Annotated in this window: 26 protein-coding genes; 9 read left to right on the top strand and 17 right to left on the bottom strand. The window is 68.8% G+C overall.

Features of this window, described 5'->3' with window-relative positions:
- Positions 1 to 16: 16 nt before the first annotated feature.
- Together M5E06_RS27780 and M5E06_RS27775 are read right to left on the bottom strand one after the other, a co-directional pair.
- A complete protein-coding gene (locus M5E06_RS27780) occupies positions 17 to 1606 on the bottom strand; it encodes an FAD-binding oxidoreductase (protein WP_252141013.1) in 1590 nt (529 codons plus the stop codon).
- 21 nt (positions 1607 to 1627) lie between these two features.
- Complete coding sequence (locus M5E06_RS27775; protein WP_252141012.1) at positions 1628 to 2518, bottom strand: MBL fold metallo-hydrolase; 891 nt, start codon at positions 2516 to 2518, stop codon at positions 1628 to 1630.
- 368 nt (positions 2519 to 2886) lie between these two features.
- Here M5E06_RS27775 and M5E06_RS27770 point away from each other — a divergent pair, with 368 nt between their 5' ends.
- Positions 2887 to 3735 carry an IclR family transcriptional regulator gene (locus M5E06_RS27770; RefSeq protein WP_252141011.1) on the top strand — a complete coding sequence of 283 codons (849 nt, stop codon included), beginning with the start codon at positions 2887 to 2889 and terminating at the stop codon, positions 3733 to 3735.
- Positions 3736 to 3758: 23 nt separating this feature from the next.
- Here the strand turns inward: M5E06_RS27770 and M5E06_RS27765 are convergent, their stop codons facing one another.
- Positions 3759 to 5375, bottom strand: coding sequence for an alpha/beta fold hydrolase (locus M5E06_RS27765; protein WP_252141010.1), 1617 nt, complete (start codon positions 5373 to 5375; stop codon positions 3759 to 3761).
- 277 nt (positions 5376 to 5652) lie between these two features.
- On the opposite strand from M5E06_RS27765, the gene M5E06_RS27760 reads away from it, so the two are divergent.
- Positions 5653 to 7260, top strand: a complete 1608-nt coding sequence (locus M5E06_RS27760; RefSeq protein WP_252141009.1) for a class I adenylate-forming enzyme family protein — start codon at positions 5653 to 5655, stop codon at positions 7258 to 7260.
- Here the strand turns inward: M5E06_RS27760 and M5E06_RS27755 are convergent.
- Positions 7257 to 7952 (bottom strand): TetR/AcrR family transcriptional regulator, encoded by a 696-nt coding sequence (locus tag M5E06_RS27755; protein ID WP_252141008.1) that lies wholly within the window; start codon positions 7950 to 7952, stop codon positions 7257 to 7259. The two genes, M5E06_RS27760 and M5E06_RS27755, sit on opposite strands and share 4 nt — an antisense overlap.
- 166 nt (positions 7953 to 8118) lie before the next feature.
- On the opposite strand from M5E06_RS27755, the gene M5E06_RS27750 reads away from it, so the two are divergent.
- Genes M5E06_RS27750 through M5E06_RS27730 form a run of 5 tightly spaced genes read left to right on the top strand, consistent with a single transcriptional unit; the run spans position 8119 to position 12251 of the window.
- Positions 8119 to 8886, top strand: coding sequence for an SDR family NAD(P)-dependent oxidoreductase (locus tag M5E06_RS27750; RefSeq protein ID WP_252141007.1), 768 nt, complete (start codon positions 8119 to 8121; stop codon positions 8884 to 8886).
- A gap of 17 nt (positions 8887 to 8903) precedes the next feature.
- On the top strand, positions 8904 to 10100 hold the full coding sequence (locus M5E06_RS27745; protein ID WP_252141006.1) for an acyl-CoA dehydrogenase family protein: 1197 nt from the start codon (positions 8904 to 8906) through the stop codon (positions 10098 to 10100).
- On the top strand, positions 10097 to 11161 hold the full coding sequence (locus tag M5E06_RS27740; protein ID WP_252141005.1) for a phosphotransferase family protein: 1065 nt from the start codon (positions 10097 to 10099) through the stop codon (positions 11159 to 11161). The genes M5E06_RS27745 and M5E06_RS27740 overlap by 4 nt, the downstream gene beginning before the upstream one ends.
- Positions 11158 to 11541, top strand: a complete 384-nt coding sequence (locus tag M5E06_RS27735) for a DUF6285 domain-containing protein (protein WP_252141004.1) — start codon at positions 11158 to 11160, stop codon at positions 11539 to 11541. The genes M5E06_RS27740 and M5E06_RS27735 overlap by 4 nt, the downstream gene beginning before the upstream one ends.
- Positions 11538 to 12251 (top strand): histidine phosphatase family protein, encoded by a 714-nt coding sequence (locus M5E06_RS27730; RefSeq protein ID WP_252141003.1) that lies wholly within the window; start codon positions 11538 to 11540, stop codon positions 12249 to 12251. The genes M5E06_RS27735 and M5E06_RS27730 overlap by 4 nt, the downstream gene beginning before the upstream one ends.
- 4 nt (positions 12252 to 12255) lie before the next feature.
- On the opposite strand, the gene M5E06_RS27725 is transcribed toward M5E06_RS27730, so the two are convergent.
- Positions 12256 to 13188 (bottom strand): LysR family transcriptional regulator, encoded by a 933-nt coding sequence (locus tag M5E06_RS27725; RefSeq protein ID WP_252141002.1) that lies wholly within the window; start codon positions 13186 to 13188, stop codon positions 12256 to 12258.
- A gap of 113 nt (positions 13189 to 13301) precedes the next feature.
- Here M5E06_RS27725 and M5E06_RS27720 point away from each other — a divergent pair, with 113 nt between their 5' ends.
- Complete coding sequence (locus M5E06_RS27720; protein WP_252141001.1) at positions 13302 to 14066, top strand: SDR family oxidoreductase; 765 nt, start codon at positions 13302 to 13304, stop codon at positions 14064 to 14066.
- 15 nt (positions 14067 to 14081) lie between these two features.
- On the opposite strand, the gene M5E06_RS27715 is transcribed toward M5E06_RS27720, so the two are convergent.
- The 12 genes from M5E06_RS27715 to M5E06_RS27660 all read right to left on the bottom strand — a co-directional run bounded on the left by M5E06_RS27715 (position 14082) and on the right by M5E06_RS27660 (position 25882).
- Positions 14082 to 15092 (bottom strand): MBL fold metallo-hydrolase, encoded by a 1011-nt coding sequence (locus M5E06_RS27715; RefSeq protein WP_252141000.1) that lies wholly within the window; start codon positions 15090 to 15092, stop codon positions 14082 to 14084.
- Positions 15093 to 15144: 52 nt separating this feature from the next.
- Positions 15145 to 16245: a YeeE/YedE family protein gene (locus M5E06_RS27710; RefSeq protein ID WP_252140999.1), complete on the bottom strand. Its 1101-nt coding sequence runs from the start codon at positions 16243 to 16245 to the stop codon at positions 15145 to 15147.
- 25 nt (positions 16246 to 16270) lie between these two features.
- Positions 16271 to 16696 carry a DsrE family protein gene (locus M5E06_RS27705; RefSeq protein ID WP_252140998.1) on the bottom strand — a complete coding sequence of 142 codons (426 nt, stop codon included), beginning with the start codon at positions 16694 to 16696 and terminating at the stop codon, positions 16271 to 16273.
- A 54-nt stretch (positions 16697 to 16750) separates the two neighbouring features.
- Entirely contained in the window at positions 16751 to 18487 is a 1737-nt protein-coding gene (gene soxB / locus M5E06_RS27700; protein WP_252140997.1) for a thiosulfohydrolase SoxB, read from the bottom strand.
- The gene (soxX, locus tag M5E06_RS27695; protein WP_211103435.1) at positions 18484 to 19149 is read right to left on the bottom strand and encodes a sulfur oxidation c-type cytochrome SoxX; all 666 of its coding nucleotides are present in this window, start codon (positions 19147 to 19149) and stop codon (positions 18484 to 18486) included. The genes soxB and soxX overlap by 4 nt, the downstream gene beginning before the upstream one ends.
- An 11-nt stretch (positions 19150 to 19160) precedes the next feature.
- Positions 19161 to 19976: a sulfur oxidation c-type cytochrome SoxA gene (gene soxA / locus M5E06_RS27690; RefSeq protein ID WP_252140996.1), complete on the bottom strand. Its 816-nt coding sequence runs from the start codon at positions 19974 to 19976 to the stop codon at positions 19161 to 19163.
- Between the two features lie 59 nt (positions 19977 to 20035).
- Positions 20036 to 20347, bottom strand: coding sequence for a thiosulfate oxidation carrier complex protein SoxZ (gene soxZ / locus M5E06_RS27685; protein ID WP_085083217.1), 312 nt, complete (start codon positions 20345 to 20347; stop codon positions 20036 to 20038).
- A gap of 24 nt (positions 20348 to 20371) precedes the next feature.
- A complete protein-coding gene (gene soxY / locus M5E06_RS27680; RefSeq protein WP_252140995.1) occupies positions 20372 to 20830 on the bottom strand; it encodes a thiosulfate oxidation carrier protein SoxY in 459 nt (152 codons plus the stop codon).
- Between the two features lie 24 nt (positions 20831 to 20854).
- Positions 20855 to 21913 carry a c-type cytochrome gene (locus tag M5E06_RS27675; RefSeq protein WP_252140994.1) on the bottom strand — a complete coding sequence of 353 codons (1059 nt, stop codon included), beginning with the start codon at positions 21911 to 21913 and terminating at the stop codon, positions 20855 to 20857.
- Entirely contained in the window at positions 21897 to 23324 is a 1428-nt protein-coding gene (soxC, locus tag M5E06_RS27670; RefSeq protein ID WP_252140993.1) for a sulfite dehydrogenase, read from the bottom strand. The genes M5E06_RS27675 and soxC overlap by 17 nt, the downstream gene beginning before the upstream one ends.
- A gap of 156 nt (positions 23325 to 23480) precedes the next feature.
- On the bottom strand, positions 23481 to 24104 hold the full coding sequence (locus M5E06_RS27665) for a response regulator transcription factor (protein WP_252140992.1): 624 nt from the start codon (positions 24102 to 24104) through the stop codon (positions 23481 to 23483).
- Positions 24101 to 25882: a sensor histidine kinase gene (locus tag M5E06_RS27660; protein ID WP_252140991.1), complete on the bottom strand. Its 1782-nt coding sequence runs from the start codon at positions 25880 to 25882 to the stop codon at positions 24101 to 24103. The genes M5E06_RS27665 and M5E06_RS27660 overlap by 4 nt, the downstream gene beginning before the upstream one ends.
- A 248-nt stretch (positions 25883 to 26130) precedes the next feature.
- Here M5E06_RS27660 and M5E06_RS27655 point away from each other — a divergent pair, with 248 nt between their 5' ends.
- A complete protein-coding gene (locus tag M5E06_RS27655) occupies positions 26131 to 26907 on the top strand; it encodes a sulfite exporter TauE/SafE family protein (protein WP_252140990.1) in 777 nt (258 codons plus the stop codon).
- Positions 26908 to 26968 lie beyond the last annotated feature (61 nt).

Raw genomic sequence — 26968 nt, 5'->3', positions numbered from 1 at the left:
TCTCCGCTCCCGGTCCTCAGCGGCCGAGGCCGAGGGAGCCGGGATTCATCAGCCCCTGCGGATCGACGGCGCGCTTGACGCCCTCCAGCAGCGACCAGGTTTCGGGGGTCATGATCTCGCGGAACGGATAGTCGCGGGCGACCTGCCAACTGACGCCGCCGAGGCTGCAATAAAGCTCCTGCGTCGCGCGGCGCAGTTCCGCCACCGCGTTGCGCGCCGCCGGGTTGGCCGGGCGGTCGCGCCAGGGCTTCACCACGTCCTCGCCCAGGCTGGCGGCGTGCAGCGGCGTGATCTCGTCGGTCCAGTAGAAGGCCGGCTCCAGGAAGAAGTCGTTGCCGACCGTCATGGTCATCACCGAATAGATGATGCCGTGCTGTTCCATGAAGCCGCGCTTCTCCGCGAAGAAGGCGTCGTTGGCGGCGACCACCTTGTCGGCGTCGCCCAGCGGGAAGATGGCGTGGATCGGGACCCAGCGCTGGCCCTCGCGCCCCAGCATGCCGCGCACCGGTCCGAAGGGCTTGGAGCGCATGACCTTCGGTACGCTGTTCTCGATCTCCTTGCCGTGGCGGGCGCCGATCTCGCGTACCGTCTGCATCGCCTCGCGCAGCTGGGTCTCGCTACGTCCCTCAATCACCAGATGGAGGGTGAAGTTGTGGTCCTTGAGGAAGGCGGTGCCGGCGGTGGCGACGCTCAGCGCTTCCTTGGCGCCCTGGAACAGCGACTTGCCGGCCTTCGCCACGTTGCCCAGAGTCTTCAGCCCGTCCGACAGCTTGTTGACGCTGGCCGAATGCTCGACCTTGGTGCGGTCGATGCCGAAACCTTCCGACACGCAGCGCGCCCGCGCCATCTCCACCTGCGCGGCGGCCATCGCCTGCATGGTGGTGAAGCCGAAGGACAGGAAGTCGGAATGCTCCGGCCGGCGGTGCAGGCGCAGCGTCGCCGCCACCTTGAAGCCCATCGCGCCGTTGTCGCCCAGGAACAGGCCGGTCAGGTCGGGACCGCCGGAGCGGGTGAAGGGCTTGGTGCCGACACGCCCGCCCGATCCGGTGGTGACGACGCGCCCGTCGGCCAGCACCACGGTGACGCCCAGCACGCTCTCCGCGACGGTGCCGTGCAGAGCGGAGCCGAAGAAGGCGCTGTTCTGCGACAGGGCGCCGCCGATGGTGGCGTTGATGCCCGACAGCGGTCCCCAATAGCCGGTGCGCAGGCCGGTTCCCTCCAGCGCCTCGTTCAGCGCGGCCCAGGTGCAGCCGGTCTCCACCGTCACATAGAGGCTGTCGGTGTTCAGGTCGAGGATGCGGTTCAGCCGGCGGCTGTCGATGACGACCGAGTTCGGGCCTTCGGGCAGATAGCCCTTGGTGTAGGACATGCCGCCGCCGCGCGGCACCACCGCCACACCGGCCTCATGGGCGGCGCGCACGGTGGCGGCGACCGCGTCGCGGTCGCGCGGCAGGGCGATGGCGAGCGGCGCGATGCCCGGCTGCCAGAACACGTCGTTGGCGTAGAAGTTGCGGCTCTTCTCGTCATCCAGCAGGCCGTCGGGCCCAAGCGCCGTGCGCAGGGTGTCGATCAGTGTGGCCGGGCCGTCGAGGGCGGCAATGCTCATGGGATGTCCCTCTGATTTTGATCAGGCCGCGAGCGGCTCGAACCGGAAATTCTCGCCCGTCCGGCGCACATAGCCGGTGTGGGGAGCGCCGAAATGGGCGGGGAAGACCAGGGCGCCGCGGTCGGCGGCATGGTCCAGCAGCCGGCGGCGGGTCGCCACCGCCTGCGCCTGATCCTCGCAGAAACGGCTGTTCCAGTCGGGGCGCGCCACCTGCATCGGCTGGTGCAGACAGTCGCCGGTGAAGTAGGCGGCGTGCCGGTCCGACTCCAGCCGGACGAACATCTGGCCGGCGGTATGGCCGGGCGCCAGTTCCACCGACAGACCGTCGAGGATGCTGTCGCCGTCCTCGATCAGCTCCACCTGTCCGGCTTCCCAAACCGGCAGGACGCTGTCCTCCATCACCGGGCCGTTGCCCGGCATGCCGATCAGCCCGCCTTCCGGGCTGCGCCAGTGCTTGAACTCCTGCGCGCCGTAGATGTAGCGGGCATTGGGGAAGGTCGGCACCCAGCGCCCGTCGACCAGCTGGGTGTTCCAGCCGACATGGTCGATGTGCAGATGGGTGTTGATGACCAGAGTCACGTCCTCCGGCTGCACGCCCGCTGCCGCGAGGTTGCGCAGATAGGGCTTGTCCAACATGTGGAAGCGCTCGAAGCCCGGCGTGCGGCGCTCCTTGTGGTTGCCGCAGCCGGTATCGACCAGGATCACATGGCGGTCGGTGCGGATCAGCCAGGAATGCATGCTCGACATCAGGCGCCGTGACGCCGGATCGAGGAAATTCGGTTCGGCCAGTTCGGGGTTCCGGGTCAGGATCGCCTCGTCATAGGCCGGAAACAGGAAGCCGGGATCGAAACCCGGCGTCAGCATTTCCTCGATCCGCGTGACCGTGAACGCCCCCAGGGCGATGGTGTGCATTGTCCTCCCCTCGTGCAGGAAGCCGGCGGCCGGTCCGGAAAAACGGGGGACAACGGCGGGCCGGAGCATGGGGCGCCTGCCATTCGCGACGGCGATGGGGCGCGCTTGTTCTGTTTGTTTGGCAAGGAAACCATTTGCACATGATCGTGTCAACAGGCAAAAATGGTGTCACTGTTTGACACGGACGGTGGACTGCGTCAGAGATGGTGGAAAGGGGTTGCGCAAGTCGGCGCAGGCCTTCAATGCTAGCCAGCGCGCTGCTACCGCGACGGGATGAGGGCGGTTCCGCCACCCTCCGTCGGCTGTGCCGGGCAGCAGGGCTTCCGCCTGGACTCGAGATGCGGGACATCCATAAGGGGCTTGAGCGTATGGACACCGAACAGGACGACAACCAGGGCACGGAAAAGAATGGTCTCAGCGTCCGCGCGGTATCGCGGGCTTTGGCCGTGCTGCGCAGCTTCTATCAGGAAGGCCCGACCCTGACCCTGACGGAGGTCGCGAGCGCGGCGAAGCTCGACAAGGGGACGGCGCGGCGCATCCTTCTGACGCTGGTGCAGGACGGCTTCGCCGCCTTCGACGCGCAGAGCCAGAAATACAGCCTGGGTCTGGAGATCCTGAAGCTGGCGGGGGCGGTGCCGGAACGCCGCGACCTGCGCCAGATCGCCTCCACCATCCTGTCGCGGCTGGCGAAAACCACCGGCAGCACCGTGTTCCTGTCGGTCTATCATGACGGATCGGCGGTCTGCCTCGACCAGTTCCACAGCGACCGCTCGGTGGAGGTGCGCTGGTGGATCGTCGGCGGGCAGTTGCCGATGAATTGCGGCGCCGCGCCGCGCGTGCTGCTGGCCTACCTGCCGGAGGCGGAGGTCGCCCGCGTGCTGGCGCGCGGAACCACGCGCCTCACCCCCCACACCACCACCGACCCGCGTCAGCTGGCGAAGGAGTTGGAGGAGGTGCGCGAGCGCGGGTGGTCGGTGGCGGTCGACGACGTGATCGAGGGGCTGGCCGCCATCGCCATGCCGCTGTTCGATCCCGATGGCCGGCTGGTGGCCGCGGTCAGCCTGACCGGCCTGACCCCCCACATCATCCGCAACGGCCAGCCCAATTTCCTGGACGAGACACGCGAGGCCGTGCGGGAGATCTCGGCCAACCTTTATTCCCTGTCGGCCCCGCCGTTGCACCGCGCCGCCCGCGCCCAATCCGCTATAGGCGGCTGAGGCGGGGCGGCCACGGTGTCGGCCTATGACACCGGGCGCGGATTCGCGGTTGTCAGCTCTCCGGTGAGGAAGGCGGCGTAGCAGCCGATGGTCTCCCGCACCGCCTCGTCACCTTGGCCGGGATACCAGACGGTGGCGGGGGTCGGCATGACCTCCGTGCCGGCCGGGGCGAGTGTCCGCGCCTCCGCCAGCCCCTCGACCAGCATGTCGGCCGGACCGGCGCAGATCAGGGCGGGACGGGTCAGGCGCACCAGGGCAGCCCGCGTGTCGTAGCGGAAGGCGGCGCGGTAGGAGCGGTCGTAATGCCCGCCGCTCGCCAGCAGCCCCATGGTCCAGTCATGCAGCACCGCCGCGTCGGGAACGCCGATGGCGCGGGCGGCGGCACGCTCCTGCCGGTACCACGGCCAGAACAGGAACATGTCGCGCCGCATGTTCCAGGCCTGCAGCAGATGCAGCCCCCAGCGGTCGGCGGCCAGCGGCGGGAAATAATGGTCGAGGATGTCGGCGCTGAAGTCGGCGGGGATCAGCACCGGCGCCTCAAGCACGGCGCGGCCGATCCGGTCGGGATGGCGCACGGTCAGGTCCAGCGCCACCAGGGCACCGGTGTGGGTTCCCCACAGGTCGAAGCTCTCCAGACCAAGCGCATCGGCCAGCGCCAGCATGTCGTCGGCCAGCACGCCGATATCCACCGCACGCTCCGGCTTGTCGGAGTCGCCGTTGCCGAGATAGTCGGGGGCGATGACCTCGCGTTCCGGCGCCAGCCCATGCAGCAGCGGCAGCAGCGGTGCCGACGACCCTGGCGCCGACTGGAAGGCCAGCAGCGGCCGGCCGCGCCCGGCGCGGCGCAGATGGACCCGGCCGGCGGGCGTGTCGGCGTAATCGTGCCAGACCCGCAGCGGATCGGCGAAGGGCCGCGTCGGCGGCAGCGGCCCGGCGGGCTTTCGGCCGGCGGCCATCGGCGCGAGATGAGCGGCAACCTCTTCCAGCCCCTCGACCCGAACCGCCCCGCCGGCGGAGTTTGAAATGCTCCGCATGGCGTTCAGGCAGATGGACCACAGCGCCTCGTAGCGCGTCGGTGCTCCTGCGGCGCTGCGCAGCATCGCGTCCAGCTCGGCGGGGGCGGGCAGGGGGGAACCGGCTTTGGCCGGATGGCTGGCGTCGCGCGGTTCCAGAACATGGGCGTCACGCAGATGCGCCCACAGCACCGCCAGATGGGTTCCGTCCGCGCGGGGCGCCAGCGGGGCAGGATGCAGCCCGCGCTCGTTCCATCCCTCCGCCGTGGCGGCGTTGACCAGAAGCAGCCCGTCCGGCCGCCACCCAGCCTCGGGCAACGCACGCGCCAGCGGTGCCGCAAGGTCGAAGGCGAGCAGCGGACAGGCGGGCAGACCGAGCCGGCCGGCGGCCTCGGCGATCAGGCGGGCCAGCCCGGCGATGTCCTCCGCCCAGCAGGTGACGGATCCGCCGGTTCCCGGAAGATCGAGCGCGGTGATCGTCCAACCGGGCAGGGCGCTTGCCAGCCTGTCGGCGCATACGGACGCCGCTTCGATCAGGCCGGGCAGGACCAGCAGATCCGGTCCCGAGCCGCTGCGCCAGACGCGCATCTGTCCATCGGCAAGGGTCACATAATGGGGTGTCGACATCGGTTTCCTCCCGATCGGCCGGCGTCTTGCGCCTGCTCTTTGGTGAAATGCGGAATTGGGGATGGGTGCGCAAAGCGTCTGTTCCGCTCGTGGCGGGGCACAATGTTCGCTGCGCTGATGGTGCCACTGTTTGACACTCAGTTCATAGAATGACATAGTTCCTGCGACACCGACAAGGGCGGTGCGACAAGGGCGGTGCCTGCGGACATGCGACGAACCGCAACCGCGGCACCTGAACCCGCCATACATTCCAATAAGATCGTCAGGGAGGAAGGGCATGGCCTGGCCGGACGGAATCGGCGTTCCCAAACGGCGCGAACTGCTTTTCGGCACGCGCCTCGTACCATGCTACAGCGAGCGTCCATCCACCATCGACGCCATGCTCCGCGCCGCCGTCGCCCGCCGGCCGGATGGCGAGGCGCTGGTGGATGGCGAGCGGCGCTACAGCTATGGGCAACTGGACGCGCAGGTGACGCGCGCCGCCGCGGCCCTGCTGGCGCAAGGCGCCCGGCCGGGCGACCGCATGGCGCTGGTGCTCAGCAACCGCGCGGAATTCCTGATCGCCCTGCTGGCGGCGGCCCGCGCCGGCATCGTCGCGGTGCCGGTCAGCGCGCGGGAACAGCGGCCGGGCATCGCCGGCATCCTGAACGACTGCGGCGCCTCGATTCTGATCCATGACGCAGCGCTTGCCGACCGCATGCCCGACGCAGCGGAGGTGCCGTCGCTCGTCTCGCGCTTCTCCGCCGGCGGCGCGGCGGAGGGCTGCCGCCCGTTTGAAGAGTTGCTGGAAACCGACGCCCCGCTTCCGGACTCCGCGGAACCGCAGCGGGAGGAGGACACTGCCGTCATCCTCTACACCTCCGGCACCACCGGCAAGCCGAAGGGCGCGCTGCTGGCCCACGTGAACATCATCCACTCCGCCATGCATTTCGAGGAATGCTGGGACTATCGCGAGGGCGAACGGGCGGTGCTGGCGGTTCCGGCCTCCCATGTCACCGGGCTGGTCGCCGTCATCATGGCGATGATCCGCGTCGCCGGCTGCACCGTGATGATGCCGGCCTTCGACGTCGCCGGTTTCCTGGATCTGGCGAGCCGGGAGCGCATGACCACCACCGTGCTGGTGCCGGCCATGTACAATCTCTGCCTGCTGCGCGCCGATTTCAGCCGTTACGACCTGTCATCCTGGCGGATCGGCGGTTTCGGCGGTGCGCCGATGCCCGAAGCGACGGTGGAGGCGATGGCGGAGCGGCTGCCCGACCTGCATTTGCTGAACGCCTACGGCTCCACCGAATGCGCCACCATCATCAGCGTGGTTCCCATCTGTCACACCCGCGCCTGCCTGGACTCCGTCGGCATGTGCGTGCCCTGCGGCGACCTGCGCATCATCGACGAGCAGGGCCGCGAATGCCCGCCGGGGGTGAGCGGGGAGGTCTGGATCCGTGGCCCGATGACGATCCGCGGCTATTGGAACCGCGAGGACGCCACCCGCGACAGCTTCGTCGACGGCTATTGGCGGTCCGGCGACATCGGCGCGCTGGACGGGCAGGGCTATCTGCGGCTCTACGACCGCAAGAACGACGTCATCAACCGGGGCGGCCACAAGATCTACAGCGTGGAGGTCGAGAACCTGCTGGTCCGTCATGCCGACGTGGTCGAGGCGGCGGTGGTCGCCCATCCCGATCCGGTGCTGGGCGAGAAGATCCATGTCTTCGTGATTTCCAAGTCCGGCAGCCTGACCGCCGACGACGTGCGCGACTTCTGCCGCGCCAATCTCGCCGAATACAAGGTGCCCGATTACGTCACCCTGCTGGGCGACGCGCTGCCGCGCAACGCCAACGGCAAGGTGACCAAGCGGGTGCTGCGCGATCAGGTGACGACCGCTTAAGCCCGCCTCAGCCCCACCGCCGCCTCGACGAAGGCGATCAGCTGCTCGGCATAGAGGTCGGGCGTGATGCCGCGGCGGCGGTGCTTGGCGCGTTTGACGTACCAGTCCTGCAGCATCGGCTTGATGAGCGCGGCGGCCATCGTCACGTCTGGAACCGCGAACAGGCCGCGCGCGACGCCGTCGGCCAGCGCGTCGGCGATCATGCCCTCCGTCATCATCTCGCTGGTGACGGCAAGGTCGCGGCCCTCCTTGGGAAAGGCCTTCGCCTCCATATAGGCGAAGACGAACCAGGGATGCATGGTCTCGGTCAGGAACAGGTGGGTGCGCAGCAGCCAGCGTAGCCGGGCGGCCGGGTCGTTCGCCAGCCCGTCCGGCAGGTGGCCCAGCACCTCCTCCACCACGCCGACGACCTGACCCAGGATCATCATCAGCAGCGTGTCCTTGCTGTCGAAATAGGCGTAGAGCGCGCCCATGCTCAGCCCCGACAGTTCGGTCAGGTCGCGCAGGCTGGTGGAGTGGAAGCCCTTGCGGTTCGCCAGGGTCAGGGTGGTTTCGACGATCCGTGCGAGGTTGGCGATGGCGACCGCCGGCTTCTTCACCCGGATGGTCGCGGCATGGCGTTCCAGGATGCGCGCGCACAGCGCCTCCATCGACAGATCGTGGCGTCCCTGGAATTCCCGCAAGCTGCTCATACCCGGCTGTCCTATCGTTTGCGACGCTGATCGTTGTTGCACAAGATCGGCGGCAGAGATATAAAGCGAGCGCTCGCTCGATTTTTCAAGAGTGCTGATCGGGGCCGTGCCTTGGGGTGGTGTGCCTCGGCTGCCTCGCCAAACGATCCCGACCAAGGGAGGATGCATGAGCGTCACCATCGACCTGACCGGCAAGACTGCGCTGGTCACCGGCGCCTCCAGCGGCCTCGGCCGCCATTTCGCCAGCGTTCTCGCCAAGGCGGGCGCCCGCGTGGCGCTGGCCGCGCGGCGGACCGACGCGCTGGCCGAAACCCGCGCCGCCATCGAAGCGGCCGGCGGCAGCGCCGTCGTCGTCGCCATGGACGTGACCGACCCGGCTTCCGTCACCGCCGCGGTGGGGGAGGCGTGGGACGCGCTGGGCCGCATCGACATCCTCGTCAACAATGCCGGCGTCACCGCCACGCGCCCCTTCCTCGACATGAGCGAGGAGGAGTGGGACCGGGTGGTCGACACCAACCTGACCGGCTGCGCCCGCGTGGCGCGCGCGGTGGCGCAGCGCATGCGCGACGATCAGCAAGGCGGGGCCATCGTCAACATCGCCTCCATCCTCGGCATGCGGGTGGCGGGGCAGGTGTCGTCCTACATCGCCGCCAAGGGCGGGCTGGTGCATCTGACCAAGGCGATGGCGCTGGAACTGGCGCGCTATAACATCCGCGTCAATGCGCTGTGCCCCGGCTATGTCGAGACCGAGCTGAATGCCGACTTCTTCGCCAGCGACGCCGGCAAGGCGCTGGTCAAGCGCATCCCGCAGCGCCGGCTCGGCCGGCTGGCCGATCTCGATGGCCCGCTGCTTCTGCTGGCGTCGGATGCCGGCGCCTACATGACCGGATCGGTGCTGGCCGTCGACGGCGGCCATCTGGTCTCCTCCCTCTGAACGAACGGAGCGCTTCCATGGACTTCACCCTTCCCGCCGAACTGGAAGACTATCGCCGCCGTGTCCGCGCCTTCGTCGAGCAGGAGATCCTTCCCGTCGAGGCCGACCGCGCCAATTGGGACGAGCACGAGAACATCGCCGACGCTCCATTGGCGGCCCTGCGCGCCAAGGTGAAGGCGGCCGGGCTGTGGACCCTCCAACTGCCGAAGGAGGTCGGCGGTCACGGATTGCCGATGGTCGGCGTCGCCGCCTGCTACGAGGAGATGAACCGCTCGATCTTCGGGCCGGTCTGCTTCAACGCCGCCGCCCCCGACGACGGCAACATGCGGCTCTTGAGCATGGTCGGCACCCCGGCCCAGAAGGAGCGCTGGCTCGCCCCCATCGTCGAGGGGCGGGTGCGCAGCGCCTTCGCCATGACCGAACCGCATCCGGGCGGCGGCTCCGACCCGTCGATGATGAAGACGCGGGCGGAGCGCAAGGGCGACCGCTGGGTCGTCACCGGCCGCAAATGGTTCATCACCGGGGCGGATGCGGCGCAGCACTTCATCCTGATGGCGCGCACCTCCGACGACCCGCGCAAGGGGCTGACCGCCTTCCTGTTCGACAAGGACCAGCCCGGCTGGCGCATCGAGCGCCGCATCCAGATCATGGGACCGGAGGAACATGGCGGCCACTGCGAACTGATCTTCGACGGGCTGGAGATTCCGGACGAAAACGTGCTGATGAAGGTCGGCGACGGGCTGAAGGCGACGCAGATCCGGTTGGGTCCGGCGCGGCTGACCCATTGCATGCGCTGGACCGGCCTCGCCAAGCGCTGCCTGGAGATCGCCGGCGCGTATGTGAAGGAACGCGAGAGCTTCGGGATTCCGCTGGCCGAGCATGAAGGCGTGCAGTGGATGCTGGGCGAGACGGCGATGCAGATCGAGATCGGCCGGCTGCTGACCATGAAGGCGGCGCACGCGCTGGACAGCGGCAGCTTCGCCCGCAAGGAGGTGTCGATGGCCAAGGTCCAGGTCGCCGACACGCTGTTCAAGGCGGTGGACACGGCGATCCAGCTTTGCGGCGCGCGCGGCTATTCCAAGGACACGGTGCTGGAATGGATCTACCGCTACGCCCGGCAGGCCAAGCTGGTCGACGGCGCATCGGAGGTCCACAAGATGGTGCTGAGCCGCAGCTACCTCACCGAGGGCGACGATTTCTGGGGCTGGCGGTGAGCGGCGCTCCGAAGCCCGCTCCCGGATTGGACCCAGCCCGGAAAGCAGCGCTGGAATCCTGGCTGGCCGGGCAGGCGGAAGCGCAGGCGGTCTCCGTCATCGACGAGGGGCGGCTCAGCGGCGGCGCCATCTCGCTCAACCTCGCGGTCACGCTGGAGATCGACGGCGGGCCGCTGTCCGGCCGCCACCCTTGCGTGCTGCGCACCGGCTCGGCCTCCGGCGTGTCGGCCAGCCTGGGCAAGGCGGAGGAGGCCGCGGTCCTGCGCGCCGTCTTCGCCGCCGGCGCCACCGTGCCGGAACCGCTGTTCGTCGGCGCCGATCCGGCGATGCTGGGGGCGCCCTTCTACATCATGCGCCGCGCGGCCGGCATCGCCGCCGGTTTCCGCATGGTCAAGAGTGAGGAGCCGCGGCGCGAACTGGCCCGTGAACTCGGCCGGCAGCTCGGCCTGATCCACCGGGTGCGGCCGGGAACTGCGGGGCTGGAGTTCCTGGCGCTGCCGGAACCGACGGCGGGCCTGCAGGCTGCGGCCGATTTCCGCCGCTGGGCCGGGCGCTATGCCGCCAGCGATCCGGTGCTGGCCTATGGCCTGCGCTGGCTGGAACGGAACGCGCCGCCGGCCGGCGATCTGGTGCTGTGCCATCGCGACTACCGCACCGGCAATTATATGGTTGATGGCGACAGGCTGACCGCGATCATCGATTGGGAGTTCGCCGGCTGGTCCGATCCGATGGAGGATCTGGGCTGGTTCTGCGCCGCCTGCTGGCGCTTCGGCCGCAACGACCGTGAAGCCGGCGGCATCGCCGACCGGGTCGATCTCTACGCCGGTTACGAGGAGACCGCCGGGCGGCGGGTGGATACGGCCGCCGTCGCCTATTGGGAGGCCGCGGCCTGCATGCGCTGGGCGGTCATCGCCATCCAGCAGGCGCAGCGCCACATCTCCGGCACCGAACCGTCGCTGGAGCTGGCGTTGACCGGCCGGATGCTGCCGGAGATCGAAATGGATCTGCTGCGCCACCTCGACCGTGTCGGCGGCTTCCCCATGATCGGAGGTGGAGCATGATCAACGACGATCCCGACGCCCGCGATCTGGTCGCCATCGCGCTCCGCAGCTTCCGCGAGGCGATCCTGCCGGTGGTGCCGGCCGAACAGCGTTTCACCGCGCTGATGATCGCCAACGCGCTGGGGGTGGCCGAGCGGGAACTGGCGGCAGGCGCCACGGCAGAGCCGGCCCTGGCCACCGCCGTCGGCGGCCTGCTGGGCGAGGACGGCGAACTTCCGGATTTGCTGCCGAGGCTCTGCGCCGCCATCGACGCCGGACGCTTCGACGCGCCCGACCGGCAGGCGGCATTGCGGGCGGTGTTGAAGGACATTACGCGGGCAAGGCTGGCGCTGAGCAATCCCAAGCGTCTGGCCGCCGAAGGACAGGACGCCGGCCGATGAGCCTGTTTCAACCGTTGTCCGGTACGGTCGCGCGCCGCCGCGTCTACCTGCTGCGCCACGGCCATGTCGCCTATTACGACGCCGAGGGCAAGCCGCTGAACCCGAAGCTGGCCGCCCTGACCGATCGGGGGAGGGCGGAGGCGCAGGCGGCCGGCGCCCTGCTGGCCGAGGTGCCGCTCGACCGCGTGCTGTGCTCCGGGCTTGCCCGCACGCGGCAGACGGCCGAACCGGTCGCCGCGCCGCATGGTTTGCCGGTGGAGGATCATCCCGATTTCCTGGAGATCCGCGCCGGCCGGCTGTCGGGTGTGCCGAAGGAGCAGCGCGAGGCGGCTTACGTCTATGGCTTCGAGGCGGCGACCGAGGACGGGCGCTTCGCCGGTGGCGACGGCTTCGCCGCCGTGCGCGACCGGGTGGTGTCGGCCGTCGAGGCGCTGGTGCGGCAACCGGGCTGGACCCATCTGGCGCTGGTCGCCCATGACGGTGTCAACCGCATGCTGCTGTCCTGGGCTTGCGGCGCCGGCCTGTCGGCCCTGTCGGCGTTCGAGCAGGATTACGGCTGCATCAACATCATCGACGTCGACGTGACGGCCGGCCGGGTGGTCCGCCGCCTGATCCGCGCGGTGAACGTAACTCCCGGCAACCCGGCGAAGATCGGCCTGCACCGCAGCAGCCTGGAGGAGGCGTTCGGGCCGCTGTTGGCGCTGGATTGAGGGGCTATTGTCCGGCGCCGCCGATGCGACGCCGCCAGGCCGGTTCGGACAGGCGTTCGATCAGGAAATCGGCAAGCACGCCGACTTTGGCCGGTCGTGTTCGGGCCGACGGCGTGATGAAGTAGAGGCCGCCCTTCGGCAGCGACCAGTCGGTCAGGATGGCGGTCAGCCGTCCCGTTGCCAGATGCTCGGCCGCCATGAATTCCGGCAGTTCGGCGATGGCCAGCCCCTCCAGCAGCATCGGCACCAGCGCGTCGGCGTTGGTGACGCGCAGCGGGCCGGACGGGGTGACGCTTTCCTCCTCGCCGGCGCTGTTGGTGAAGTGCCAGATGTCCTGCCGCCGGCGGTAGGCATAGCCCAGGCAATGATGGCCGTTCAGCTCGCGCGGATGCCGCGGCTCGCCATGGCGGGCGAGATAGCTGGGGGCGGCGAGCACCACCGGCGACACCCCGCACAGCCGCCGCGCCACAAGCGAACTGTCGGGCAGCACCGCGATGCGCAGCGCGGCGTCGAAGCCGTCGCCCACCAGATCGACGGTGGCGTCGCTCAGGTGCAGGTCGATCGAGATCTCCGGATAGAGGCGGAAGAACTCCGGCAGCAGCGGCGCCACCCAGCGCAGGCCGAACGACATCGGGACCGCGAACCGGATCAGGCCGCGCGGGCGGCTGGACATCTCGCGCACCGCATTCTCCGCCGCTTCCGCCTCGTCATAGAGGCGGGTCGCGCGCCCGGCCAGGGAGTGGCCGAAATCGGTCAGGGCCAGCCGGCGCGAGGTGCGGTTGAACAGCCGGGCGCCCAACCGTTCCTCCAGCCGGCTGACCGCGCGCGACACGGTGGCGACCGACACCCCCATCGCGCGGGCGGCACCGGCGAAGGAGCGCTCCTCCACCACCTTGGCGAACATCGCCAGCCCTTCGAAATCCGGCAGCTTCGACATCGCCAGCACTCACCAATTCTGCAACGATGGTTTTCAACCGTTTCTATTTCGGTATGTGCCCGCCGTCGATAGCTTTGTCTCCAGAAGATGACCCATTCCCAAGGAGATTTCAGATGTCCCGCAAGCTTGACGGCAAGATCGCCCTCGTCACCGGCGCCAACAGCGGCATCGGCCTTGCCGCCGCCAAGCGCTTCGCCGCCGAAGGCGCCACCGTCTATCTGACCGGCCGCCGCCAGTCCGAATTGGAGGCCGCGGTCGCGGCGATCCGCGCCGCCGGCGGCACGGCGACCGGGGTGCAGGCGGACTCCTCCAACCTCGCCGATCTCGACCGGCTCTATGCGCAGATCAAGAGCGAGGCGAGCCGGCTCGACGTACTCTACGCCAATGCCGGCGGTGGCAGCATGTTGCCGCTGGGCGAGATCACGGAGGAACAGTTCGACGACACCTTCAACCGCAATGTGAAGGGCGTGCTGTTCACCGTGCAGAAGGCGCTGCCGCTGCTCGGCCGCGGTGCGTCGGTGATCCTCGCCGGTTCCACCGCCGGCAGCATGGGCACGGCGGCCTTCAGCGTCTACAGCGCCAGCAAGGCGGCGGTGCGCAACTTCGCCCGCAGCTGGATCCTCGACCTGAAGGACCGCGGCATTCGCATCAACACGCTCAGCCCCGGTCCGGTCCGCACGCCGGGTCTGGTCGAACTGGCCGGTCCGGATGCGGCGCAGCAGCAGGGGCTGGTGGACTATCTGGCCGCCCAGGTGCCGCTGGGCCGTGTCGGCGATCCGGACGAAATCGCCAAGGCCGCCGTCTTCCTGGCGTCGGACGACAGCAGCTTCGTCAACGGCGTCGAGCTGTTCGCCGACGGCGGCATGGCCCAGGTCTGACCGGCCGTCCTGCGGTCAGAAGTCGGCCTGCTCCGCCTCCAGATAGGCGAGGCTGATGTATTTGCCGATGTTGCTGTCCCAGCCCTTGGTCTCCGCCGCGCGGGAGGCGACGCGCGGATCGGCCAGCACGGCGGCCTTCGCCTGCTCGACCGACTGGCCGGCCTTCACGGCGGCGACGCAGGTTTCGAAGATGCCTTCGAACAGGCTGCGCTGCCACTCCGGCACGCCGGGGCCGGGCACGCCGTGGGCCGGCAGCCAGATGCGGGTGTCGCTGTCCGCCCGCAGCTTGTCCATCGTCTCGAAGGTGCCGAGATAGGAGCCGTCGTCCATGTTGGCGATGCGGCGGTCCATCATCACGTCGCCGACGCACATGACGCCGTCCTCCACCACCGAAACTGACAGGTCCGACGGCGTATGGGCGGTGCCGTAATGGTGCAGGCGCAGCCGGACGTCGCCCAGCGACAGCTCGTCGCCATGGGCGGCGTCGCGGTTGGGGGCGACGATCCGCGTCCCGGCGGAGGCCTGCGCCGTCCATTTGACCATCGAGCTTTGCCAGAAGCTGCCCTGCACGCCCAGGATCGCTTCGCGCGTGTGGGGCAGGGCGTAGCGGGGCAGATCCTCGCCGAACGCCTCGGCGAAGGCGTGGTTACCCAGCCAGTGATCGCCGTGATAATGCGTGTTGATGATGCCGACGACCGGCTTCGGCGTCAGCGTCCGCAGCATGCGGATCGCCATCTCGCCGATCTGCAGCGAGGCGCCGCTGTCGACGACGATCACGCCGTCGCGGCCGATGACGAAGGTGATGTTCGCCATCATCCCCTGGTTCTGCGGCGTCGGAAAGCCGTCGGGAGCCTGGATGATCCAGACATGCGGGCTGACCTGGACCGGCCGCCGGTCGGGCACCGGCGGTCCCTTGACGAAGGACTCCACCCCGGTGGCAAAGGCGCGGACGGCCTTCAGGCCCGGCACGGCGGCCAGGAGTGCCGCACCGGCGGTCAGCAGGCGGCGGCGGGGCAGGCGAAGCATGCGGGATCTCCTGTGGAGGATGCCGGGAGTCAATTCATTGCGCCAAGACCGGTCATTGCGCCGCGACCGGCGGAACGGCGGCGATGGCGCCGCCGCGCACCCGTGCCGGCCGGTCGATGGCGAGGTCGGTCAGCACGGCGCCGATCCACATCGACCACAGCACCAGCCACGCCGTCGCCGTGAAGATCGAGGCGCCGGACACGCCGGCCCCGACCGCGCAGCCGCCGGCCAGCACGCTGCCGAAGCCCATCATGCAGCCGCCGATGATGTAGCGCCGCATGGAGGAACCGTCGTTGAACCCCTCCAGCTTCAGGTCACGCCCGGCCAGCCCGGCGACGAAGGCGCCCAGCGCCACGCCGGGGATCAGCCCGGTGTCGAAGCTCCAGCGGGTGCCCGGCGGCGACAGCACCAGCATCAGGAAATCGGCCGACGGCGCGGTGAAGCTGAGGGAATGGACGGTCACCGGATCGAAGGCGGCGGATGCTGCGCGCCAAGTGAACCACCAGGCGGCGGCGACCGTCGCACCGACGCCAGCCGCGCCCAGCCAGGACCAGCCCGACAGGGCGTTGCGCCGCGCGATCACCACGCCCGCCGCGAACCAGCCCAAGCCGAACAGCAGCGCCCCGCCATGCCCGATGCCGGCCAGCGCCAGCAGGTCGCGCTGCTGGCCGGAAATGACCCACCAGCCGTTGATCGTCTCGCGCAGCGGCGACAGGACGCCGCGCATCGCCGCCTGGGCGACCACCGCGAACACCAGCCCGGACAGCAGCGCCCGCAGGTTGCCGGTGGCCGACAGCACCAGCATGCGGCTGGCGCAGGCCCGCGTCAGCGTCATGCCGCAGCCGAACATCAGCCCGCCGATCACCGCGCCCGACAGGCTGCCGGGGTTGTTGAGCTGGCGGACGCTGCCGGTGTCGAACAGCCCCAGCAGGATCAGCCCCTGCGTCGCCATCAGCGCGGTGGAGAAGGCGAGCAGCCAGACCGCCAGCCGTCCACCCAACCGGCCATGCGCCACCTCCAGCGTCGAGGCGCGCAGGCAGAAGCGGGACCGCTGCGCCACCACGCCAAACAGCGTGCCGATCAGCAGCCCGCCCAGCGCCATGAAGCTGTCCTCGCCCAGGCTTTCCATCAGGGCATCGACGGTGAAACCCATGGCCGTTGCTTCCTCAGGTGCCTTCTCAGGGCTTGATGTAGGCGTAATGCTCGCGCGTTTGCAGTTCGGCGATGCGGACGACGCCGGAGGGCGTGAATTCCGCCTCCATCACGAACTGGTCCTTGGTCAGGTTGCGCCGTTTCATGGTGATCTCGCACACCTCGAAATGGACGCCGCGGCTCTTAAGATCGGAGATCAGCGGACCATAGTCGATGTTGTTCTTCTGGTCCCTGGCACCCTCCATCAGCAGATCGACGCCTTCGGCATGGGTGACCACGCGGATCTCGGTCTTCGGCGCCACGTCCAGATGGTTGCGGATGTTGCGCAACGCCTTGGTGCCCTGCTCGGCGGCATTGTCGATGTGGTAGATGACCTTGTCCTGGGCCAGCGCCGGGGTGGTGCCGAGGGCGAACAGCATCAGCAGGGGTGCCAGGAAACGACGAACGCTCATGGTCTGAGCCTTTCCGGTTTGGAGCTTGTCCCAGTTGGCGGGCAGAATATTGGGTCAGGCGTCGAGGCCGGGGTTGCCGTTCACGCCCTTCAGGGTCGGCAGATTCAGCTGCGGCGGCGCCACCGTCTTGCGGGCGCGCAGGTTGCGGGCGACGAGGTCCCAGATCGGCTCGCCGCCGGCCGCCTTCGCCTCTTCCGCCACGGGGGCCCAGCCGGCGACCTTGTAGGTCTTCGACGCCTCCAGCGGCTTGCCGTTCAGCGTCATGTCCTGGATGCGCCGGCCGGCCGGGGCGGCGGGATCGCAGGCGTAGGACAGCCCGCCGACGCGCACCATGTCGCCGCCCTGCTGGTAATAGGGGTCGGGGTTGAACAGGTTGTCGCAGACATCCTCCAGCACCGTCTTGATCTGCTCGCCGCTCATCTGGCTCAGCGTGACGTAGGGATAGGTGATGGCGGTCTGGTCCAGCAGGTTTTCCATGGTGATGGGCTGGCCGGGCAGCAGCGTGGTGCCCCAGCGGAAACCGGGGGAGAAGGCGATCTCCGCATCCTTTTCGGCCATCAGCGCGTCGAGGATCAGCTGGTCGAAGCTGCCGTTGAAGTTGCCGCGCCGGTACAGCGTGCCCTCCGTCACCGCCAGCGTTTCGCCCAGCTTCGCCTCGTAAGGCGCGCGGACGCGGGTGATCAGCGCCTCCATCTCCGGGTCGGGGGGCAGCAGGTTGGCGAAGACCGGCATCAGCCGGTACCGGAAATCGGCGACCCGTCCGCCCGTCACCTGGAGGTCGAGCACGCCCAGGAACTTGCCGTTCGACCCGGCGTTGGTGACCAACGTCTTGCCGCCGGGGTTGGCGACGATGGTCGGCGCCGGCATGCCGTCATGGGTGTGGCCGCCGAGGATGGCGTCGATGCCGCGGACGCGCGACGCCATCTTCAGATCGACATCCATGCCGTTGTGCGACAGCACGACGACCACCGCGGCACCGGCGGAGCGGGCGGCGTCGACTGTCGCCTGCATCTCCTGCTCGCGGATGCCGAATGTCCAGTCGGCCACCATGTAGCGCGGGTTGGCGATCGGCGTGTAGGGGAAAGCTTGCCCGATCACCGCCACCGGAACGCCGTTCACGTTCCGCAGGCTGTAGGGCTTGAACACGTCGTCGCCGAAATCGGCGGTTTTGATGTTCTGGGCGACGATCTCGATGTGGCCGGCGAAATCCTTCTCGGCGATCTCCTGCACGCGTTCCTGGCCGTAGGTGCATTCCCAATGCAGCGTCATGATGTCGACGCCCAGCAGCTTGGCGGCCTCCACCATGTCCTGGCCCTGGGTCCACAGCGCGGTGCCCGACCCCTGCCAGGTGTCGCCGCCGTCGAGCAGCAGGGCGCCCGGCCGGTTGGCCCGCACCCGCTTGACCAGCGTCGCCAGATGGGCGAAGCCGCCGACCTTGCCGTACAGCCCGGCCAGCCGTTCGAAGTCGAGGCAGGTGAAAGCGTGCGCATCGCGGCTGCCGGCGGCGAGCTTGAAATGCTCCAGCAGGCGGCTGCCCACCAGATGCGGCGCCCGGCCGGACATCTCGCCGATGCCGAGGTTGACGCTCGGCTCGCGGAAATGGATCGGCTTCAGCTGGGCGTGGCAGTCGGTGATGTGCAGGAGCGAGACGTTGCCGAAGGCCGGCGCGTCATAGACCGCGTCAGCGGCTCCTTGGGCCGCCGCTTCAGCACGGGCCAGACCGGCGCCGGGCAGCAGCAGGCCGGCGGCGTTGGCGGCGGCCAGGACGGTGAGGAACTCGCGGCGGTTCATTGGGCAGGCCCCGATTTGGAATTCACGGGAGAGTTCGGGTCGAACAGCAGCGCCATCAGATGCTTGATCTGCGTCTCCCCCAGGATGCCCATATGGCCGGCGCGCGGCATGTTGGAGCAGGCGTTGGCCGATTTGGCGTTGTAGATCTTGGCCCAGGCCGCCTTCATCGTCTCCTCGTCCCGGCCGCGCAGCGCGCCGTACTGCAGCAGGCTGGGGCCGATGGTGCCGTAGGAGATCTCGGTCGGGCTGAGCTGGTGGCAGTTGTAGCAGTTGCCGCCGTTCGGTTCGCCCGGCTTGTCGGTCCAGGTGTTGCCCCGGCCGCTCTGGGCGATCTTCTCGCCCTCCTTCCAGTCGCCCAGCCATTTGCCGTCGGACGGCCATTTCACCGTCGCCATGTTGGCGGCCTCGATCTGCCGGCGCCGTTCGGCGGCGGCTGGGCTGGCGGCGGCTTCGGGGTCGGAGCAGAAGGCCTGCGTTTCGTCCTGGGTCAGGCGATCGACCTTGGCGATGCCCTTGTCCTTGAAGCTGGCGGCCAGCATGCGGGTGAAGGCGGCATCGTCGGCCCCCGGTCCCCAAGAGGGAGCGACCTTGGTTTCCGAAAGGGCGGGGCCGGCCAGCAGCAGGACGGCAAGGAAGGCGGCATGTTTCATGGCGTGTTTCATGGCGGCCTCCCTCAGCGCTTGATTCCGGGTGTCTTCATGGTCTCCCCGCTGGCGTTGGCGGCCATGAACATCGACAGCGCGATGGTCGCGTCGGAGGTGTAGACCGGTTCGGGGAAACGCTGCTGGCGGAAGCAGTCGTTCAGCCGCCACTGCATCGACCACATCTGGCCGGAGCTGACACGGTAGGCCGGCCAGCTGCCCCAGCCGGCCGCGGCACCCTTCTGCCCCGGAATATAGGGCAGATCCTGCAGGCGGATGCGCGTGCCCTCCTGGCCGTGGCAGGTGGCGCAGGCGAAGTCGTAGGGGCCGCCCTGATAGTAGAACATCCGCTTGCCCAGGTCGTACATCGCCTGTTCCTTGGGATGCTTGGGCTTTACGGTGATGGGATCGTCCTTGGACTGGCCGGAGATGTAGGCGGCGAGCGCGATCATCTCCTCCTTCGGCGGAGCGGTGAAGGAGGCCTCGACATAGGGTTTCGGGTCCTTGCCCTGCAGCGTTTCCATGCAGGTCAGCAGGCGCGATTCCAGGTCCTGGACACGGTCGGTGTCGGCGAAGTAGCGCGGAAGCTGGGCATAGGCGCCCTTGACCACGCCGGGGCCGAGGCCGAGGTCGCATTTCTCCAGCGAGGCCTTCTTCGGGCCGGCCGGCGTCTTCCACAGCTCCTCGCCGCTGAGCTCGAACAGTTCGGCGGGGTTGCCGTCCTGCAAGGCTTCGCGGTAGGCCTCGATGCCCTCCTGCGCCGCATCCTTCTGCTGGGCGTAGGCCGCCGTGGCGACCGCCGCCGACACCGCAAGGAACGCCGCAATCCCAACGCTTACGCGGTCCATCTCTCCCCCCTCCCATCCTTGTTCTTGTTGGTGCGGAAGTGCCGCCTCAGGTCACGGCCTTAAGTAACAGTGGCCTCGTCGGTGCGGGTGTCGCCCTTGCTGTCGACCCAGGTGACGGACACCTTGTCGCCCGCCTTGCCGCCCTTGACCTTGAAGGCGAGGTAGGGGTTCTTGGAAATCGACGGTCCCCATTGCGCCTGCATCACCGTCTTGCCGTCGAGCTTGGCGGTGACCTCGTTGATGAACCAGGCGGGGATGACCGTGCCGCTGGCGTCCTTGCGCTGGCCGGTCTCCATCTCGTGGCTCATCAGCACCTTGATCTCGGTGACGCCGTCCTTGGCGGAGGCGCGGATCTTCATCGGATTGCCCATGGTCTTCTCTCCCGTCCTGTCCGTTCAGCCGCCGCAGCCGCCGAGCGTCACCTTGATTTCCTTGGCGGTCGCGTAGAATTTGCCGTCCGCCTTGACCAGCACCATGACGTTGGAGGTCTGGCCCATCTTGATGCGGGCGGTGACCTCGGGGATGGTGTCCGGCCCCAGGTCGAAGGCGGCGGCCAGCATGTTGGGGTTCTTTTCCACCAGGATGGCGATCCGTTCGGTCTTGGGCAGCTTGCTGACCGCCTGGACCGGAACCACCGCCCCGTTCTCCGCGATGTCGGAGGCGATGATCTGCACATCGCCGCTGTTGGCCGGTGCGCCGGCGCCCAGCGCCTTCAGCGCGTCGTCCATCGTCTTGGCGTCGAAGGCGGTCTTGTCCCAGTTGGCAAGCGCCACCCGCGGCACCACGAATCCGGCCGCCGCCAGCGCCCCCAGGAAGGTCAGTACCTGACGCCGTTCCATCGCTGCCTGTGTCATGAGAGATGCTCCTCCTCGGTCTCGTTACTTCTGCGGCGCGCCGGACAGGATCCAGGCGACCAGGGTCTTGGCGTCGTCGATGCTCAGTTCATCCTGCGGCGGCATCGGCACGGCGCCCCAGGACCCCTCGCCGCCGGCCTTGACCTTGGACACCAGGGCCTCGGCATTGTTCTTGCCGCGATAGCGGGCGGCGATCTCGCTGTAGCTCGGGCCGACGATGCGGGTATCGACGGCGTGGCAGGACAGGCAGCCGGACTTCTCCGCCAGCGCCAGAACGGGGGAGGGGGCCTCCGCCGCAGCGCTGTCCGGACCGGTGCGCTGGCCGCGGACCGGCCCGAAGACGCGGTTCTGCTCGGCGATGTTGCCGTGGGCGCCGCGGGCATGCTCGGGCAGCTGCGAAGCCAGCTCGGCCTTCGGCTTGCAGTTGGTCATGCAGACGGCATTGGCGGTGTCGGGCTTGGCCGCCATGCCGGGGAAGTCCGGGCCAGCGGGATTGGAGTTTGGCCATAGCGCGTGGGCGGTGGTCATGCCATTGCGGTTCGGCATCCGCTGCTGCACGTCGCGGATCGTCGCGTCGGTCAGGGTGAAGTCGTCCGGGACGATCTCCGCGAGGTTCAGCAGATAGGCCAGCACGGCATAGACGTCGTCGTCGCTCAGCGACTTCGGCGCGTTCCACGGCATGGCGCGGCGGATGTAGTCGTAGAGGGTGGACACGCTGGCGACCTTCATGAAGGTCGTCCGCGCCGGGAAGTCGGTGCGCTTCAGCGCCGCAACATGGCCGGTCTTGATGTCTTCGGCGGTGGTGCCGCCGACCAGCGGGTTGAAGACGCTGTTGCTCTCACCGAAGGTGCCGTGGCAGCTGGCGCATTTCTCCTCCCAGATCTCCATGCCGCGCGACACGGTGCCGGAGCCCTTGGGCAGGCCGGTGAAGTCGGGGCCGACGTCGATGTCCCAGGCCTGGATCTCGGCCGGAGTGGCCGGGCGGCCGACGGTGGAGGGACCGTCCGCCAGCACCGGCGCCGTCCATGCGAGCATCGCGCCGAAGGTCGAGGCGAGCAGTGCCGCTTTACAGGATCTGGACATTGTTCACGTCCCCGCTTTCGGCGACCTGCCAGGTCTGGATCGCATTGTTGTGGTAGATCGACCGCGTGCCGCGCACCGCGCGCAACTGGCCGTAGGCGGGTTGGACGAAGCCGGTCTCGTCCATGGCGCGCGACTGCAGCAGCGCCGGCCGGCCGTCCCAGTTCCAGGGCAGGGTGAAGCGGGTCAGGCATTTGGACAGGACCGGCGTCTGCAAGGTCGCCTCGGTCCAGTTGATGCCGCCGTCGACCGACACATCCACCCGCTTGATCGCGCCCCGGCCAGACCAGGCGAGCCCGCTGATGGTGAAAAATCCCTTGTCCAGCAACTGCTGGCCGCCCGACGGGCTGGTGATGACCGACTTGCATTCCTGGATGGAGGTGTATTGCCGGTGCTGGCCGTCGGGCATCAGGTCGATGTAGTGGACCGCCTCGTCCTTGGCGGCATAGGGACGGTCGCCGACCTCTATCCGGCGCAGCCACTTCACCCACGAGACGCCCTGCACCCCCGGCACCACCAGCCGCAACGGATAGCCGTTTTCCGGCCGCAGCATCTCTCCGTTCTGGCCGTAGGCGACCATGACCTCGCCGGACATCACCAGCTCGATCGGGATGGTGCGGGTCATCGACGACCCGTCGCCGCCCTCGGCGAGGATGAATTTGGCGGCCTTCAGGTCGGCGCCGCAGTACTCCAGCAGGGTGCGCAGCGGCACGCCGGTGAACTCGCTGCAGGACAGCATGCCGTGGGTGTACTGCACGGTGGGAACCGCCACGTTGCCCCACTCCATGCCGGTGTTGGCGCCGCATTCGATGAAGTGCATGCGCGACACCGGCGGCAGCCGCATGATGTCGTCCATCGTGTAGACCCTGGGCGTCTTCACGAATTCCGGCCGGGAGCCGTTGATCATCAGCCGGTGCCGGGTGGGGTCGATGTCCTGCCAGCCCTGGTGGTGCCGCTCGAAATGCAGGCCGGAGGGGGTGATGATGCCGAACAGCCCCTGCAGCGGCGCGAAGGACACGCTGGCGGCGGGCACCTGGGTCAGGCCGGGGCTTTGCCGGCGCACCAGACCGCGCTCGTGCTTCGACGGCAGGCCGTAGGGGTTGGCCGCGACCGGCTGGCCCAGGCTGCTGCCCCAGGGGGTGGGTTTCAGAATGTCGGGATCACCGGCTGGATTGGGGGCCGCGTCGGCCGCTGCTGCGGTACGGCCGCCCAGCGTCGCCGCGGCGGTGGCGCCGGCTGCCGCCAGAAAGCTGGCGCGCAGGAAATCGCGCCGTCCCTTGCCGACCTGCCCGATCTCCTCGGGGGTCAGGAAGTTCTCGGGCGCCCGCCGCAACCGGCCGGACAGTGCATCCGCGCCGGGGACGAGCGGATCGGTTCGGGGAGTCGCCTCTCCCGTTGGCCGCAACTTGCTCATTTCCGTCCCATTTCCTTCCGGTTCGCTGCCGGTATCTTTGTCACGCAGATGGTACGTGCAGCGAACAGTCGCCGCCATCGGGTCGATTCCGGTGGCGACCAAGGGTAAACCCTTGCTTTCGGAGCGGAGACGCGGCCGGAGCCTTGATTTGTCTGATTAAACGCGGTCGCCGGGGGTCAGCGCCAATCGTGCGAGTTCGGCGACGGAGCGGGCGCCCATCTTCTCCATCACCATCTGGCGATGGCCCTCGACCGTCTTGACCGAGATCGACAGCGCCGTCGCGATCTCCTTGTTCTGGCGGCCGTCGAGCACCAGGGCCAGCACCTCGCGCTCGCGGCGGCTCAGCTGGGCCATCCGCGCCTCGACCGCCTCGCGCCCGGCGCTGCGCACCAGCACCTCGCGGCTCTTGCGGATGGCTGCATTGACGGCGTCGAGCAGCGCCTGGTCCTTCCAGGGCTTTTCGATGAAGTCCTCGGCCCCGCCCTTCAACGCGGCGACGGCCAGCGGCACGTCGCCATGGCCGGTGACCATGATGACCGGACGCTTGCACCCCTGTTCCTTCAGGTGGCGCAGCAGCTCGATCCCGCTCATGCCGGGCATGCGGACGTCCAGCAGGATGCAGCCCGGCCGCAGCGGCGGGCGCAGGTGCGGTGAGGCCAGGAAGGCTTCGGCCGACGCGAAACACTCGCAGGCGATGCCGACCGAGGCCAGCAGATACTGGACCGAACTGCGCATCGCCTCGTCATCGTCCACCACCAGAACCAGGGGGGCGTCGGTCATGTGTTTGTCTCCCGGACGGACGATGGGACGGACGATGATGATGCGGTTTCGCCGGCGGCCGGCGGCAGGGTGAAGCGGACGGCCAGCCCGTGCGGCACGCCGGGCACCGCCCAGATGCGGCCGCCATGCCGTTCGACGATGGTGCGGCAGATCGACAGGCCGAGCCCCAGACCGCCGGGCTTGGTGGTGAAGAAGGGTTCGAACATCCGCCGCCGCGCGTCCTCCGGCGCACCCGGACCGGAATCGCGCACTTCGATCATCACCATGCCGCCGGACAGCGCGGTCCGCAGAAGGATGTCGCCGCCGGCGCCATTATTGCCGCTCCGCGTCGCCTCCACCGCATTCTGCAGCAGGTTCAGCAGCACTTGCTGAAGCTCCACCTTGTCGGCCCTGACCTCGGGCAGCCCGTCGGCCAACTCCGTCACGATGGACAGCGCCGGATCCGGCGGCGCGCCGAACAGCGACAGGGTTTCCTCCACCACGGCATTCACCGACAGGGCGGAGCGCTGGGCGTCGCGGCGGCTGACGAAGCCGCGGGTTCGCTGGATGATCGCCGCGGCGCGCTCCGCCTGCTCGGCGACCGAGCGCGCCCCGGCGCGCAGCATCGCGAGGTCGGGCGTTGGTGCGTCGAGGATGCGGGTCATGCCGCCGGCGAAATTGCCGATGGCCGCCAGCGGCTGGTTCAGCTCATGGGCGATGTTGCTGGCCATCTCCCCGACGATGCCGAGGCGGGAGAGCTGGTCGCGCTCCTCGCGCAGGCGCAGCGCGGTGGCTTCCGCGCGCTCGCGCTCGGCGATCTCGCGTTCCAGTTCGGCGGTGCGGCGGCGGACCAGAACCTCGACACGGGCGGAATGGACCACCCACCACAGCACCGCCGCGGCGGCGATCACCAGCCAGTGCCAGTTCTCGCTGAGAACCTCCTCCAGCGTCGGCGGGGTCTTCGGATAGGGGCCGATGTGCAGGGTGCGGAACAGCTCGTGCACCGACGTGTAGTCGAGCGACGCGGTCCAGGTCGGCCCCTGGGTCTCAGGCATGGTCAGCAGCGCCGCGGCGACGCGCCGGGCCAGATCGCGCGGCGTGTGCGCCAGCCGGGCGAAGGGCCAGTCGGGGTACAGCCGCGACGACACCCGGCAGGGCAGCTCGCCGGGCGGCTTTTCGCCGACCACCGCGAATTCGTTCGGGGCGACGCGGCCCTGCGCCGTCATCTCCTCCAACAGGCAGGCGCGCAGCACGCCGGCGTCGGCGCTGCCGCGGCGCACCGCATCCACCACCCCTTCCATCGGAAAGCCCACCGTCGTCAGCTCCGCCAGATCGGTGAAGGGGCGGACGCCGGCCTCCTCCATTTCGCGCCATGCGATCTGGAAGCCGCCGAAGGCGTCGGTCGACACCACCGCCAGCCGCTTGCCCTTCAGGTCTGCCAGCTTGCCGATCCCGGCCCGGTCGGCGCGGCGGATGACGGTCGACCCCACCGCGGCGATGGGAATATCCGGTGTCCCGGACTCCAGCGTCGCGATGCGCGTCACCGCGAAGCGCGCCTCCAGCGTGACGTAGCTGCCGGGATTGGTGATGACGAAATCGACCTGCCGGTCGGCGACGGCCAGCACCATGCCGGCGAGGTCGAGCGGCAGCATGACGAAGCGGCGGTCGGGAATCGCGCGCTCCAGATAGGCCAGCGTCGGCTCCCAGTCGCGGGCCGCCCGCTCCGACCCGCGGTAGGCGAGCACGCCGACGCGCACGGTTTCCGCCTCCGGCTCGGCCCTGGCGGTAGCCGCGGACATCAGTACGACACATGAAACTATCAGCGGCTTCCACATAATCGCCAGCATAGCCCGAAGGATTGCGGAGGGGCTACGGCATCGTGAACCACTTGCAGCGGCATCCCGGCCCTTTATATTAGTTACACCTAAATTAATGGTCTGGAAACCCTGTCGGGCGCGCCGGCAGGTGCTCCGACTGCCCCTCTGGCCGCCCCTCGCGCCAGCGGTGCCACGGTTGCGGGTCCGCAAATCCTACCGGAATGTTTGTAATGTCAGAGATTCTCACGGTTCTGTCCGGCTCCCTGGTCGGCTTCACGCTGGGCCTGATCGGGGGAGGGGGCTCGGTCCTCGCCGTGCCGCTGCTGCTTTATTTGGTGGGCGTGCCCAATCCCCATGTCGCCATCGGCACCGGTGCGCTGGCGGTTGCCGCGAACGCCTTTCTCAATCTGGCGCAGCATGCCCGGGCCGGAACGGTGAAGTGGCCGTGCGCGGCGACCTTCGCCGCCGCCGGGGTGATCGGTGCGCTGGCGGGCTCGACGGTCGGCAAGGCCGTCGACGGCGGAGGTCTGCTGTTCCTGTTCGCCCTGGTGATGGTGGTGGTCGGGGTGTCCATGCTGCGCGGCCGGGGCGGCGACGGCGATCCGGAGGTGCGCATCAACAAGACGATCGCGGCGCGCCTGATCGGCATCGGCTTTCTCACCGGCGCGATTTCCGGCTTTTTCGGCATCGGCGGCGGCTTCCTGATCGTGCCCGGTCTGCTGCTCGGCAGCGGCATGGCGGTCATCAATGCCATCGGGTCGTCGCTGTTCTCGGTGGGTGCCTTCGGTCTGGCGACGGCGGTCAATTACGCGATGTCCGGTCTGGTGGATTGGACGGTCGCCGGTCTGTTCATCGCCGGCGGTGTGGCCGGCGGTTTCCTCGGCATGAAGGCCGCGGTGAGGCTGTCCGCCCGCAAGGGAACGCTGACCCGGGTCTTCGCCGGGGTGCTGTTCGCCGTGGCCGCCTACATGCTGTACCGGAACGCGGGCGTGCTGGGCCTGCATTGAGACATCGGCATCCGGTGGCATGGCCAGCCCCTTATATTGCCCCGCTTGAAGCCCCATTCTG

This window comes from Azospirillum sp. A1-3 (assembly GCF_023806445.1).
GTDB lineage: Bacteria > Pseudomonadota > Alphaproteobacteria > Azospirillales > Azospirillaceae > Azospirillum.
The sequence above is the reverse complement of the archived record's forward strand: the minus strand, read 5'-3'. Positions and strand labels throughout refer to the sequence as shown.

Bases quoted from the DNA above. Each gene is read 5' to 3' on its own strand.
- soxB (WP_252140997.1), bottom strand. From the start codon at position 18,487: ATGAACCGCCGCGAGTTCCTCACCGTCCTGGCCGCCGCCAACGCCGCC.
- M5E06_RS27755 (WP_252141008.1), bottom strand. From the start codon at position 7,952: ATGAGCAGCTTGCGGGAATTCCAGGGACGCCACGATCTGTCGATGGAG.
- soxY (WP_252140995.1), bottom strand. From the start codon at position 20,830: ATGACACAGGCAGCGATGGAACGGCGTCAGGTACTGACCTTCCTGGGG.
- M5E06_RS27780 (WP_252141013.1), bottom strand. From the start codon at position 1,606: ATGAGCATTGCCGCCCTCGACGGCCCGGCCACACTGATCGACACCCTG.
- M5E06_RS27775 (WP_252141012.1), bottom strand. From the start codon at position 2,518: ATGCACACCATCGCCCTGGGGGCGTTCACGGTCACGCGGATCGAGGAA.
- M5E06_RS27655 (WP_252140990.1), top strand. From the start codon at position 26,131: ATGTCAGAGATTCTCACGGTTCTGTCCGGCTCCCTGGTCGGCTTCACG.
- M5E06_RS27665 (WP_252140992.1), bottom strand. From the start codon at position 24,104: ATGACCGACGCCCCCCTGGTTCTGGTGGTGGACGATGACGAGGCGATG.
- soxX (WP_211103435.1), bottom strand. From the start codon at position 19,149: ATGAAACACGCCATGAAACATGCCGCCTTCCTTGCCGTCCTGCTGCTG.
- M5E06_RS27735 (WP_252141004.1), top strand. From the start codon at position 11,158: ATGATCAACGACGATCCCGACGCCCGCGATCTGGTCGCCATCGCGCTC.
- M5E06_RS27750 (WP_252141007.1), top strand. From the start codon at position 8,119: ATGAGCGTCACCATCGACCTGACCGGCAAGACTGCGCTGGTCACCGGC.
- M5E06_RS27720 (WP_252141001.1), top strand. From the start codon at position 13,302: ATGTCCCGCAAGCTTGACGGCAAGATCGCCCTCGTCACCGGCGCCAAC.
- M5E06_RS27705 (WP_252140998.1), bottom strand. From the start codon at position 16,696: ATGAGCGTTCGTCGTTTCCTGGCACCCCTGCTGATGCTGTTCGCCCTC.
- M5E06_RS27765 (WP_252141010.1), bottom strand. From the start codon at position 5,375: ATGTCGACACCCCATTATGTGACCCTTGCCGATGGACAGATGCGCGTC.
- soxZ (WP_085083217.1), bottom strand. From the start codon at position 20,347: ATGGGCAATCCGATGAAGATCCGCGCCTCCGCCAAGGACGGCGTCACC.
- M5E06_RS27730 (WP_252141003.1), top strand. From the start codon at position 11,538: ATGAGCCTGTTTCAACCGTTGTCCGGTACGGTCGCGCGCCGCCGCGTC.
- soxC (WP_252140993.1), bottom strand. From the start codon at position 23,324: ATGAGCAAGTTGCGGCCAACGGGAGAGGCGACTCCCCGAACCGATCCG.
- soxA (WP_252140996.1), bottom strand. From the start codon at position 19,976: ATGGACCGCGTAAGCGTTGGGATTGCGGCGTTCCTTGCGGTGTCGGCG.
- M5E06_RS27710 (WP_252140999.1), bottom strand. From the start codon at position 16,245: ATGGGTTTCACCGTCGATGCCCTGATGGAAAGCCTGGGCGAGGACAGC.
- M5E06_RS27660 (WP_252140991.1), bottom strand. From the start codon at position 25,882: ATGTCCGCGGCTACCGCCAGGGCCGAGCCGGAGGCGGAAACCGTGCGC.
- M5E06_RS27675 (WP_252140994.1), bottom strand. From the start codon at position 21,913: ATGTCCAGATCCTGTAAAGCGGCACTGCTCGCCTCGACCTTCGGCGCG.
- M5E06_RS27745 (WP_252141006.1), top strand. From the start codon at position 8,904: ATGGACTTCACCCTTCCCGCCGAACTGGAAGACTATCGCCGCCGTGTC.
- M5E06_RS27760 (WP_252141009.1), top strand. From the start codon at position 5,653: ATGGCCTGGCCGGACGGAATCGGCGTTCCCAAACGGCGCGAACTGCTT.
- M5E06_RS27715 (WP_252141000.1), bottom strand. From the start codon at position 15,092: ATGCTTCGCCTGCCCCGCCGCCGCCTGCTGACCGCCGGTGCGGCACTC.
- M5E06_RS27770 (WP_252141011.1), top strand. From the start codon at position 2,887: ATGGACACCGAACAGGACGACAACCAGGGCACGGAAAAGAATGGTCTC.
- M5E06_RS27725 (WP_252141002.1), bottom strand. From the start codon at position 13,188: ATGTCGAAGCTGCCGGATTTCGAAGGGCTGGCGATGTTCGCCAAGGTG.